General features: G+C 57.7%; 7 protein-coding genes. All 7 read right to left on the bottom strand.

Features of this window, described 5'->3' with window-relative positions; all coding sequences use genetic code 11:
• Window positions 1-79 precede the first annotated feature (79 nt).
• The 7 genes from WHX55_RS13610 to WHX55_RS13580 all read right to left on the bottom strand — a co-directional run bounded on the left by WHX55_RS13610 (window position 80) and on the right by WHX55_RS13580 (window position 12,293).
• Window positions 80-3,784: a hypothetical protein gene (locus WHX55_RS13610; protein WP_353742878.1), complete on the bottom strand. Its 3,705-nt coding sequence runs from the start codon at window positions 3,782-3,784 to the stop codon at window positions 80-82.
• Between the two features lie 118 nt (window positions 3,785-3,902).
• On the bottom strand, window positions 3,903-5,735 hold the full coding sequence (locus tag WHX55_RS13605) for an ABC transporter ATP-binding protein (RefSeq protein ID WP_353742877.1): 1,833 nt from the start codon (window positions 5,733-5,735) through the stop codon (window positions 3,903-3,905).
• Between the two features lie 108 nt (window positions 5,736-5,843).
• Window positions 5,844-7,118, bottom strand: coding sequence for a DegT/DnrJ/EryC1/StrS family aminotransferase (locus WHX55_RS13600; RefSeq protein ID WP_353742876.1), 1,275 nt, complete (start codon window positions 7,116-7,118; stop codon window positions 5,844-5,846).
• 97 nt (window positions 7,119-7,215) lie between these two features.
• Window positions 7,216-7,947 carry a PIG-L family deacetylase gene (locus WHX55_RS13595; RefSeq protein WP_353742875.1) on the bottom strand — a complete coding sequence of 244 codons (732 nt, stop codon included), beginning with the start codon at window positions 7,945-7,947 and terminating at the stop codon, window positions 7,216-7,218.
• On the bottom strand, window positions 7,944-9,191 hold the full coding sequence (locus WHX55_RS13590) for an aminotransferase class III-fold pyridoxal phosphate-dependent enzyme (RefSeq protein WP_353742874.1): 1,248 nt from the start codon (window positions 9,189-9,191) through the stop codon (window positions 7,944-7,946). Before WHX55_RS13590 ends, WHX55_RS13595 begins: the two co-directional genes overlap by 4 nt.
• A gap of 1 nt (window position 9,192) precedes the next feature.
• Complete coding sequence (locus tag WHX55_RS13585) at window positions 9,193-11,043, bottom strand: hypothetical protein (RefSeq protein ID WP_353742873.1); 1,851 nt, start codon at window positions 11,041-11,043, stop codon at window positions 9,193-9,195.
• Between the two features lie 104 nt (window positions 11,044-11,147).
• Window positions 11,148-12,293, bottom strand: a complete 1,146-nt coding sequence (locus WHX55_RS13580; protein ID WP_353742872.1) for an iron-containing alcohol dehydrogenase — start codon at window positions 12,291-12,293, stop codon at window positions 11,148-11,150.
• Window positions 12,294-12,420 lie beyond the last annotated feature (127 nt).

Below are 12,420 nucleotides of genomic sequence, written 5' to 3'. Positions count from 1 at the left end.
TGCCAGACGTGTACTCTCTCTAGCTTCTTTTCAGATCAAGACGAATTCCGGGCACAGGCTCTCGGGTCCGCACGATAACTCAACACTCGGTCGCCCCCAAGGAAACGGGACGCCTCTGCACCAGAGTCGGCCACGAGTCTAACGTCGTCCAATCGATGCCTTTTTCTAGTTCAAATCGACAGACGGGTCCGCTCATCAAAATCTGCGTCTGGATGGCCTGCTCCGCGTCAGCGGTACATCCCCACGGAATAGCGTCCAAGTCCTGTAGGAGTCCCGTCAATATGTCCTGATCAAGGCAGTCGCCGAATCGAGCGACCAAAAGGTGTTTCGCGCGGCGAAATCGCATTCCGGTGCCGACCAGTTGCGCAGCCAAGAGCGATGCGCCATGGGCCGCTATAGCAATTTCGGGGGCATGCCGCACGATCATCCCCGGCATTCCCGATAGCATTGATCCCGCCGCCGCGACTTGCCGCAAGTCATCCGCCAGGTCCGAGCGTTTGAATAGGCAGGCTGCGATCAGGTCATCGCCGACATTGAAGACGCCCCGCCCGGCTAATTCCGAAAGCGCCTCCTTTGGCCACTTGGCCGCCAGGAAAAGGCTGGCCTGCCGGAGCGACTCATAGCGACCGGACCACCGTCCATTGTCCTCGGCCTCCTCATTCAGCCAGTACGCATACCCGTCAATCAAGGCCCGACAATAATCGAATCCCCTGCGTAGACAACGTAGCAGCAGACCGCGAACAATTCGGCTGCACGCCATCGCGGCGACCGTCGACGACATTGGCAGGGCGTGCAAGGCGACGTACTGCGCCCTGTCCTCGATCACCGCTCGATACCGTATCAGTGTGGTAAGTATCTCCTTCCATTCCAATCCGTCGAAACGTTCGGCGAAACCGTCCACGGCTTCGTTGGCGACATACGAGAAATCGTAAGAGGCGTCAAATAGCAAGCGCGTGGCGACCACAAAGTGCCAGAGATGCTCGTAATCCCAGGGATCTGATCCTTGCGCGTTGAGGCGGATGAACAGTGTCCAGGTACCCAGCACTTGCTCGCGCCGGACCGTCAGTGCCGGGAACATCCAAATTTGGAATCGATCCAGAAATACCTCAAACGCGAGGATCCGCGCGATTTCGCCCCCGGGGCAATCAGGTGGCTCCGTCCACTCTACCGAGATCTGCCGCGGCGTGAACACGTAGCTCGCCTTGTGAGTTCCCATCGGAATCTGAATCTCGAGCAACTCTCGCTCGAAACGCAGAACCTTCGTCGAGCGACTGCTGAACGTCGAACAGAAGTGTTCTAGCGCTTGTACGCGCCGTGGTAGCCCCAGCGCGTCAAGCCGCAGCCCCGCCAGGGAGTATTGATGAAGGAGATTGTGAAGAACGTGCGGATTCTCGTACCGTTGCGGCGTTCCATGGGAAACCACAATGGCGTCAAATTCGAATCGCCAATTGCGGTCCTGTATCTCGAATGACTCGGGCATCTCGTCATCAGTCCATTGACGCAGCCAAATTTGAAAACGCTGAAGCACTGCGGCATCGCGCTCAGACAGCGATCCGATGTTCAGGAATTCGATCCACCATTGCATCACTATGAGGTAGCGGCGGTAGCTGCCAACGTCGCCCTCTTCCACCGCTCGCCATAGCAGCCCTTTCAATGAGGCGTCATACGTTTCGACCAGCGACCCTTTGATCTGCTCAGCGACGTTTTCCAGACCGGCTTCGTACAGCGCACCCCGGAGTGTCAAATAAGTATCGTTGAGTTGCAGAGGAAGCCGCGCGGTCGTGCTGCCACCCGACACCATTTCTCTAAACGACGCTACTGACTGTCGGAATGCGTCCACTGGTTCGAGGACGGCGGGATTATCGAGAGCCTGCCGCGCAAGCAGGATCCCACTTGCGATCGGCAACTCCAAAGAACGGATGGATACCATCGATTCGACAAACAAGCCATCTTCAAGATCGTGTGCCAATGCAACGAGGTAGGAGACGGCGTCGTCCAGCTCATAAACCGGCAGTCGCGCACATTCCGTCCTGACGAAGGCCACGCTTTCAAGAATCAACACGGCGTTGTCACGCTGAAGCGCCTTCAATTGCACGGCAGCCGAATCGATCAGGCGCCGCAACGTTTGCGTCAGTAGCCAGGACGTCGCCGCTTCACAGTCGAGCAGTGCCAGGACAATACGAAGATCACCACTCGCGACCAACGTGCGTGTCGCGGACGACAGCGCGAACAGCGTGCGCAGTTCGCGCTGCGGCTCATTCTGTGACACTTGGAACGCACGTTGGTAGTCCCTTGCAAATTCAGTGAGCGCGAAGTATTCGCCGGCATACCCTGAATTCTTTGACCGCCAGATTGCCGCGAGCAGTGAGGGTGACTCCACTACTCCGTCGTCGCGTTGCATCCAACTCGCCGACATCGGCTGCTCGCTACGTGCGAACAGCCGCTCCTTGACTTCGAGCGCGATCGGCAAACAACGCAGCTGGGAAAGGACTTCGACGCAGTCTCGCGTCAGCTCGCCGCCAGGTGCCAGCACCTCATCGGTGAAAACAAGAGCGCAGTCGTCGGGCAACACCAACTCTCGGCGACGTTCACTCTGAATTGATCGCAGCAGCGTCGAGTCACCGAGAATGCAGGTGCCGCGGTCAAATACAACGCAGTCTGCTCCGGCTGGCATGCGTCGAGTGTCCATCCTGACGCAGGTAGTTTTCTGCTGGCGGAACATGATACCCGCGTGTTCCTCCGCACTGCCTTCGTCCACTAATACCACCGCCACGTCGGCCTGCTCGCGCGCGTTGAGCGCAAGATATCGGCGCCAAGCGCTCATGAGATCAGGTGCCACCAATGCGCGGCCCGAGGATTGTGCACCCAGCATCAACAAGCCGGCTTCCACGACATCGTAGCGACCGATCAATGTTTCACGACATGCATCAGTCAACACATCACGATTGCGAAAGGCATCATCAGAATACGCCGGCCGCGCCTGCAGCAGATGCAACCGCTGGACCGTCGTCGCGCGCAGATGGCGTGCGCGCCATAACCTAAGGTCTGAGCAAGCAGGACGCAGCACCAAGGCCGTCGCCAGCGAGCCGGTATTCTGAGCGCTGGCAAAACCGAAACCGATCGTATGCGCGACGTTCATCAGTTGTGGGTTTCGCGGCATGACGGTGGTCACGGACACGAAGCCAAGTGTCGTCTCCAGGCCCCATTCGCAATCGATCGCAATGAAGTCGAACGTCTGCATCAGTTCATTACATACCGCCTCCATGTGATCAAGAACGGCTGTGTCCAGATACGGCGAATGATCGCGACCGACATCGCCACAGACATCGATCTTCAGTAGCTGCTGCACAAAGCATGGAATTGCCTCGACATGATCGTAACGCCCCGAGAGCGCAAGTTGGCGTCGTGCATGCTCGGTCGATCCACTCATGGCCACAGTGGCAATGCACCGTATCAGCGCTTGTGGCTCGGGACATATCAGGCTTTCGTAGCCGCCGGCATTGACGTGATCCGTCAGGTCCTCGTTACCTGCACTACGCACGATCCAGGGCGCTGAACCACAAACGTCCTCCACGCTTCGCGTCAGCAGCGGAAAAGCCTCCTCCAAAGCGGCTGCGTAGATCGCTACCGCTTCATCCGGCTGTGCCAAGCCGCCCGCCACTGCGGTTGGCAATGGGGCAATCGGAAAGATAGGCAGGACAAGATTCCCCAGGGATTCGATGTTCCGGATGCGCAGGAGCCGATCCGCCTTGGGTCCGTAGAGTTGTTCTTCGTCTGTAGTCATGGTTTAGCACGCAAGATCCGATGATTGTGGTGGTGCGGTATGCAGCTGGGCCAGCAATTGGCATATATCAACCTCGCTGACTTTCGGCGCAGGCGCCTCTTCAAAGGGCCGCGCATTTTCATTTAGGGTCGCCCAGGTATCCGCCGCTCTGGTGAGCCCACAACCTCGCGTAAAGCCCCCCTTGCGCAAGCAGCGTTGTGTGATCGCCCTCTTCGACAACACGTCCCTCATCAAGCACGATCAAACGGTCCATCGCCGCGATGGTGGACAGCCGGTGTGCGATCGCAATCACAGTCTTGCCCTCCATTAATCGGTAAAGGCTTCGCTGGATTACGGCTTCGACTTCGGAATCAAGTGCACTGGTCGCCTCGTCGAGCAGCAGGATCGGTGCGTCCTTCAGCATCGCGCGCGCAATGGCGATACGCTGACGCTGTCCGCCCGAGAGCTTGACGCCGCGCTCGCCCACATGCACCTCGTAACCGCAGCGCTTGCCCGCATCGCTGAGATTCCGGATAAAAGTGTGTGCCTCTGCGCGCCGGGCCGCCGCCTCGATCTCCACCAACGTCGCATTGGGTCTACCGTAGGAAATGTTGTCGGCTACTGACCGATGCAGCAGCGAAATATCTTGCGTGACCATACCGATTTGGCTGCGCAACGAATCCTGCGTAGCGTGTGCGATGTTCTGCCCGTCGATCAGGATGCGACCGCTTTCCAGATCATGAAAGCGCAGCAGCAAGTTCAATAGCGTCGACTTGCCGGCACCCGAGCGGCCGACCAGACCAATTTTTTCACCAGGCCTGACCGTGAGGTCCAGATCGTCGATTACGCGGAGACCGCTTTCAGCGTAGCGGAAGCTCACTCGTTCGAAGCAAACCTCGCCACGGGTTGCTGCGAGATCGACGGCGTCAGGCGCATCGAGAACGGTAGGTCGGATCGACAGCGTCTTCATGCCGTCCTGCACTATGCCGACATTCTCAAATAGACTGGTCATCTCCCACATGAGCCATTGCGAAATGCCCTGCAGCCGCAACGCCATAGCGGTGCCGGCGGCAACGGCGCCCACTCCCACTGCACCTTGCGACCACAGCCACAACGCAGTACCCGTCGTGCCAATCGTGAGCCCAATGCCCAAGAGATGGTTGACGATCTCAAAGGCGCTCACTAGCCGCATCTCGCCGTAACCGGTGCGCATGAATTCGCGCATGGCCTCGCGCGCGAACCCTGCCTCGCGCTGCGAGTGCGAGAACAGTTTGACAGTGGCGATGTTGGTATAGGCGTCGGTCACACGTCCAGTCAACAGCGCACGCGCGTCAGCCTGCTCCTTGCCGAACTTGCCAAGGCGAGGCACAAAATAAAACAACGCGGTGACGTAGAGGACGAACCAGCCTACAAAGGGCCATACCAATTGCGTATCAAGTACGCCAACCAGGATGATCATGGACGTCACGTAGATACTCATAGCGACAATGACGTCGGCCAGCACGAAAATGGTTTCGCGCACTGCAAGTGATGTTTGCATCACCTTGGCCGTGATGCGACCCGCGAACTCGTCCTGATAGAAGGCCATGCTTTGTCCCAGCATCAGCCTGTGGAAGTTCCACCGTAGCCGCATGGGCAAGTTCACGGTGAGTGTCTGATGTTTTACGACGGTCTGCAGGGCCACTACTGCGATGCTGGCCACCATTACGGCGACCAGCCATAGTAGTATCTCGCCGCGCTCCGCCCACAGGCGCGACGGCACTTGGACGCTGAGCCAGTCGACGATGTGTCCGAGCATGGCTATTAGCATCACATCTAACGCCGACATTATCATTGTGAGTACCGCCATGGCTGCGATCTTGCCACGTACGCCCTGCGTGCAAGCCCAAAGAAAGGCGAAGAATCCCCGGGGCGGCGGCGATGGCTCGGAAGCAGGGAACGGGTAGAGCAGTTTTTCAAAGAAGCCGAGCAAAATTTAGCCTCACTGACAGTACACGACTGATGTAACCGCCCAACCAGATGTCGGGCAATGCTTCGACATACCAAGACAATGCGATAAATGCGCCGTTTGCGCGTCCGCTTAAGCTCGCTGGTTGTCAATCAACCTGGTTAACTTTTCGAAGGCGGCGGCCACACGTTCCATGGCGCTCGTATCGGCCAATAGCATGCGATGAGGCAAAGCGATGCAGGACCTGGAAAACTCTTGCGCTCTGGGCAATTGATAACGGGATGGATCAATCGCATCGGTAAATACCTTGCCCAACTCGAACCGGTTTCGCGAGAACGGCTTGTAGAGAGGATTCTGGTTAAGCGCGCTGTACATCGTCTTGCAGGGCAACTGGATTTCCGCAGACAGCGCCGCAGCGAACCATTCAGCGCCCTGCGTCTCCACAATCGACTGCGGCAACCGCACCACGTAGGTGTAGTGCGCCCTCTCCGTGGTGCGAGAGGAGGTAGCCTGTGGCAAGAAACCAAGAGAAACCAGAAAGCTATCCAGAGCGGCGGCATTACGACGCCGATGTGCCAGCTGCTCGTCCAACACCTCTAGTTGCGCCACCAAGATGGCGGCATGAAATTCCGAGAGACAATGGTTGTTACCCATGATCTCCGCAGTCTCAACCAGCGCCATCTCGTCTATTACAGGCGGCTGCGCGGAGAGCGTTCGGCCGTCGGCCCGCAGATGCGCCAGGCGGCGTGCGAGGCTCGCGTTGTTGGTAATCACCGCCCCACCTTCGCCGCTCGTCAGCAGCTTGCTATGCTGCATCGAAAAAGTACCTGCCGCGCCGAAGCAACCGACATGCCGACCGGCATAGCGGGCACCATGTGCCTGGGCGCAATCTTCGATTAATGGAATGGAGTGCGCTTGAGCGATCGCCACCAAGCGATCCATGTCGGCGACCGCCGATCCAAGGTGGACCACAGTGATGGCTCGGGTACGCGACGTGATTGCGCGTTCAAGTGCCACTGGATCAAGGCAACCGGTCTCGGACTCCACGTCGGTCAGGACGGGAATAGCATTGATCCCGAGTACCGCGGACGCTGATGCGACCCAGCTCACGCCCGGCACGATTACCTCGTCGTACGCCCCGACCTCGCAGGCCTCCAAGGCCATGCTCAAGCTGGCGGTGCCCGTCGAGGACGGCACGCAATACCCGGCGCCAGTGTAAACGGCAAACGCCTGTGCGAAGCGCTCTTCCCAAGACGGCCGCCCACGGTATTGACCACTGATGGACCATCGGTGGCTACTCAGCACGGCATCAACATTACGTCGAGTGTTGTCAGTGCTCTGGGGCCAATTGGGCCAATTCCCGTCGTGGACCGTAGCCCCTCCGTAAATTGCAAGTTTTTCCAACATGGATGCCTCCGTCAATCAGGGTTAATTCGGTCCGCCCATGACAGCCACGGGATCAGGCCAGCGGTTGTTTCGGATCACTTCTTTCGCTTAAACGGGTTCAACTCGTGCGGCGCCACAGGCGCTCCGCATATCGTGCGGTGCCAGTCCCGACACGGCCGGCATGTAGCAACATCTCAGCGATGGTGGATGCACTGGTCTGAGAGCGGTATCCCCACATGTCCTCGCACTTGCTTTCCAACACAACTTCGATGTCGGCCGTCAGGGCGGGTGTTAGGCCTTGAACGGCAAGCTGTCTTTCGAGTTGCGATAGCGGCAAGCTGGAACTGTAGGGAACGTCTTCGTAGTAAAGGACTTCAACGTGATCCAGCGCATCTGCGGCAATTCGTACGATCTGATGATCGACATGCCCGCCAAGACCGCACGGAGCAAGCACAATCTGAGGCACCCGACACGCCACGGCGTTACGGATCAAGTTCACGACGCCCTCGGTCCTAGGGTCATCGGTAGCGGCAATGCCAAGTTCTGTCGCTTCGTCATATCCCATTACAAAGCTGTCCGGACAGGGCAGAAGTTCGTAATCGATCCACCGTCGTGCGCAATACGCACGATCCTCCCGCTCCCGTTCTGCCGATATCGCATCTGCGGATGTCTCGCACGAAGCCTGCGGCAGTGCCCATCCGCTGTGGCCGAAAACTGTCATCAGATGGAGATCCGCTCGCATGGAAAGCCGCACTACAATGCCGCCTATGGAGTAGGCAACATCATCCGCGTGCGGTGAAAGCAGCAGGATTCGCTGGCCCATCATTGACTCCAGGGATGGCGGGATCATCGCTCCTCCTTGATCCAACGAATCGCTTCCTCGACAGGACCGACATCGTTGGCTCCGTCTATCATGCGAAAGGCAGCCTGGAAGCGCCGTTGCCGGCTGATCGACGCGGGGTCGCCTCGTCCGAACCATAGCGAAGTGACAGTGAGCCCTTTCTCGAAACGTTCGAGTAATTCGTCAAGCACGTCGCTGGTCGCGAGCGAGACAGCTTGATTGTCACCTTCGTACAGAAGTAGGCCCGCCATGGCGCAATTCGCGTACAGGGCCTGATCCAAAGCCTCGGTGGCACTCACGATTTGCAGCAATGGACCATCGCCGTATATCTCTATCGGCAGCTCCCTGCGTTGCACGATGTTGCGCATTTCGGCAGCCAGGGTCGCTCCGCACTGGACCAATCGCTGGTAACCGTCGTGGCTGTCCATGTAGTCCAGTGTGGCCAACGCCGCCACGATCGGGATCGTGTCAAAATAGGCGGTATAGGTAAATTCCTTCGCCGCGGCCATTACATCTGAACGGCCTACCAGGCACGATATTCGATGGCCATTCGCCAATCCTTTAGCGAAGGTGTACAGATCTGCGTGGAAGCCGACCGTCCTTGGAAATTGGGAGGCGGGTACCGAGCGGTAGCCTTGCTTGACGTCATCGCAGCACAGCAACACTCCCTCACGCACAGCGATCTGCGCCAGTCGACGCAGTGTGTCCGGTTGCAGGTGGACGTAGTCGGGAGACAAAATCACCAAGGCTGTTTGTCCGCGATACCGCTTGAGCACCTCTTCCAGCAGTTCTGGCACGAAGTAGAAGTCAATGACTCCACTCGCATTGGCTTCCAGCAGGTAGTCGCTGCTGGCCCAGTAATCGCCCCAGCCGTGATAACCCGCACTCGCGATGACGTGCCGGCCCGTGAATTGCCGCGCGACCTGAACGGCAGCCCGGCAGGCTTCCGTCCCCGTGCTGAACAGGGCAAGCCGTGCTTCGTCCATTCCGACGTCGTCGATAATCCGGTTTGTGAGCTCCTCATGCAGGTTGCTCCAGCAGGTTCCCGATGCCAGCCCGCGGTGTAAATGGCACGTAATCGCCGAATTCACTGCGGGGTGGTGGTGCCCGAGCGTGACGCTGCCTTTGCCATTCATCAGATCGATATACTGCTTACCGTCCGAGAGCGTAACCGTGGCGCCACTGGAACTGACGGCGCGCAGCCTAGGCTGTGCGGTGTAGATGTCGGTAACGATGTGGTGAGGTCTGTCCATGTCACCTCCATGAAGGCGTGTCGATCTCGGCCAACTCGGAAGTTGTCCTGATCAATTGATGAAAATCTTCGCAGAGGGTGATACGACCACTGTCGCTGGTTACTCTCACGCTGCGCAGCCTGGATTCGGCGATCATCAGCGCAGCTAGTGACAAGCCCTCCCGGACGCTCGACCAGGCGAGACCGCACAATGATGCGAGCTGCCCAGCGTCTTCGATCGCCAAGCGATTTTCGAGAATGAAAGCTGCCACCTCCAGCTCGGGAAAGCTGATATCGCCCCAGTTCGCTTCCAATTGAAAACGATGAAGCCTTCCGTGTCGGTCAACCTGCCAATGCCAACCACCGCAGGCATAGCGCAGTGACGAACGGAACGCTCTGCCCGCCCGCCCCGGCCACGGTACTGGCTCCGCTAGAAACGCGCGCAGTGGCCCAGATATCTCCTGCAGCGGATCGCAATCGCAGCAAACTCGCATGGTATCTGCCATTGCCGACCAGCGCGGATCAAGTGCCATTACCACGGGGCTGTGATAAGTATGCGCAATGGTTTGCCATGCAAGGACGTCCAGCCATGTCGCCGCTTGATGCAGTAAGTCGGCTCGCCTCGGCTGATTCGAGGCATGAAACTGCTCCTGGAAGGTTCGCGTAGCCCCGACGTCAACCGTAATTGCATAACCGTCAACTAGCCAGGCGGTGCCCGTAGATCTCATCTCTCGCACGCGCTCGAACTCCGCACGACCGAACACACCTTCACCAATGAAGCGCAGATGTAATAGTGCATCACCATCCGGCCCAAGAATTTCGATCGGAGTCTTGCGTGGGTTTACCAAAGGCCGATGCCCGGTCAAGACCTGCGGGTCGCTCCACGGAAGCCAGGCCCGACTGAACCCGTAACGCACCTCACCTTGTGGGCACCGGAAGCGCAGTCGCGCCTGGGTTGGGAGTGAAGGTATGCCTGCTGTATCCCGCAGTCGTGCGATAAATTCAGGTTGTTCACCAGGTAGCAAGCATTCCCAAAGCCGTGGTGCACGTGAGTTGCGCATCATGTGCGCCGGTGGGTATGTCGGCTTCGGATGACCCGCGGGACCACGCCAGAGCTTTCCGACGCTCGAGAACCATAGATCGACGCCGGGCTCGCGCAACCGTGCCGCTACGCGTTCCATGGTGGCCCCGGTATCCGGACGATCGTCCACCACCACGATCACAGGGGAGATTCGGTGCTCTATCCAAGCCCGAGCTGTTTCCAAGCCATCAGACGTTGCGCTTCCTTCTTGCGGTCGCACCGTACACCAGTGCACATCGACAATGCCCAATCCGGTCAGCACTGCCTTCCATAGCGGAGCAAGATATGCTCCACCGGTGCGGATCCCGACAATCAGGAAGGCCCGATCAAGGTGCACCTGCGCAGTCAGTCGATCAGCGTCACCAGCAATCAATGCCAGATCAGCAATGTCGTAGCCGCAACACTCCGGCATTGGCAGGTGGAGCACCTTTGCGAGGGAATCGGGTGATGAATTTACATGGAGGCCGACACTCACAGAGGCCATCTGATCGATGCTTTCGGATGCGGCCACAATCCGCCCCAGCATCACCTGTGCAACGCAATCGGCTTCGAGTTCGGCGTGCCGAAGCTGCTCTTCGAGTCCTTCCGTCGTTGTATCGTCGAGCACGCTGTTCAGTTTTGCCACAGCAAGCAGGTCGGCCCAGAATTGCACGCTGGCGCAGGTCACCAGATATCGATCCAGGGTTCCTGGGGCGGCTGCGGCACGTAGGTGACTCAGTACTCGCCCAATATCGATGCGCATCAGTCCAATAGGTACCGCGTGGGCAGACTGGTCAACAAGAGTATCGTTCATAGTCATCGCACGTATCGAGATCCATAGGCGCGTCGATCAAGAAACCTCGACATAGTTAGAGATCGGTTGGCCCGCCATAGGCCAGGGCATAAAAAGCGCACTTGTCATTGAGGACTTTCCTCGACGGCAACATCCTTGATCCCTATTAAGCAATCCTCAATGCAAGACTGAACTAGCGAAGCGTCGACCAGTATCAAGGGTTTACCGACCGGTCCGGCCGGAACCCCCAAGCTATCAAGAAGGATCATGGCAACTTGGTCAGGACGAGCGCAGACGTAACCTCGCTTGTTGTCCGTGCGCAGCAGCGACATCACCGCGGCAACAGTAACTCCTGCCGGCAACCTAACTGTCAGTCCGTTACGTCTAAGCAGCCGATGATGAAGACTCTGATCTGCTTCGCTCAGTCGCCCTAGGCGACTGGCAACTTCCGCTGCCACGATCATTCCGAGGCCGACGGCTTCACCATGCGGTACACGACCCTCCGCCGCCAGTTCAATAGCGTGGCCGACCGTATGGCCATACTCGAATATCAGGGCCTCTTTGCGTTCGCATTTGTCGGCCTTCATCACCTTTTGCTTTGCAAGCAAACCTGCCTCGACAATGACCATGAGTTCTGTATCGGAATAATTTGCGTCCGACTTCAATCCACTTTCGAGCAGCGGAATGCTTTCGGTGGCCACGGTCAATGCGTTCTTGATGATCTCGTACATACCGGACCGAATTTGCGCCGCCGGCAATGTTCGCAGGAAGTTGAGATCAATCAGAACAGCTGTGGGCTTGTGAAAACAACCCATCAGATTTTTACCCACAGAAAGATTCACTGCTTGTTTGAGCGAGGCAACTGAATCCGCTGCCGCAATCAACGTCGTAGGCACATGTACAAGACGAATGCCGCGAAACAGTAATGCTGCTATTAATCCTGCGAGATTCCCTACTACACCGCCACCCACGGCGACAATCACACTACCCCGGTCGATGCCAGCTTCTACCATTTGTTGTGCAAGATGCTCGACAGTCTCCAAGGATTTGAACGATTCGCCGTTGCCAACAACCCATAGGCTGGCAAGAGCTTGAGTCGAAAGCTGCTCGTACAATACGCCCGCATGCAATTGACTGACTGTTCTATCGCTTATCAAGTGATAGCTTGAGGCTCTGACCTCACACAAATTCGAAATGATTTCATCCAGGCATCGAACACCAATCAAAACCGGATAGTATTCATCTTCGAACTGCAGTTGCAAGTTACGCATAAGAACCTCTCAAGGTATGCAATAGCGTTGCTAGCAAGATGACGCTTATCGATACTCCCCCAGTCAACACGGCTACGGGATACTGCGCTATCCCTTGTGCGTCGTACCGAACAGAGCGTGAGCACTG

Source organism: Pseudomonas fluorescens, from assembly GCF_040448305.1.
GTDB lineage: Bacteria > Pseudomonadota > Gammaproteobacteria > Pseudomonadales > Pseudomonadaceae > Aquipseudomonas > Aquipseudomonas fluorescens_BH.
Note: the sequence above shows the minus strand (reverse complement) of the source record. Positions and strands in the feature narration are given on the sequence as shown.

Bases quoted from the DNA above. Each gene is read 5' to 3' on its own strand.
- WHX55_RS13610 (WP_353742878.1), bottom strand. From the start codon at position 3,784: ATGACTACAGACGAAGAACAACTCTACGGACCCAAGGCGGATCGGCTC.
- WHX55_RS13595 (WP_353742875.1), bottom strand. From the start codon at position 7,947: ATGATCCCGCCATCCCTGGAGTCAATGATGGGCCAGCGAATCCTGCTG.
- WHX55_RS13585 (WP_353742873.1), bottom strand. From the start codon at position 11,043: ATGAACGATACTCTTGTTGACCAGTCTGCCCACGCGGTACCTATTGGA.
- WHX55_RS13600 (WP_353742876.1), bottom strand. From the start codon at position 7,118: ATGTTGGAAAAACTTGCAATTTACGGAGGGGCTACGGTCCACGACGGG.
- WHX55_RS13580 (WP_353742872.1), bottom strand. From the start codon at position 12,293: ATGCGTAACTTGCAACTGCAGTTCGAAGATGAATACTATCCGGTTTTG.
- WHX55_RS13590 (WP_353742874.1), bottom strand. From the start codon at position 9,191: ATGGACAGACCTCACCACATCGTTACCGACATCTACACCGCACAGCCT.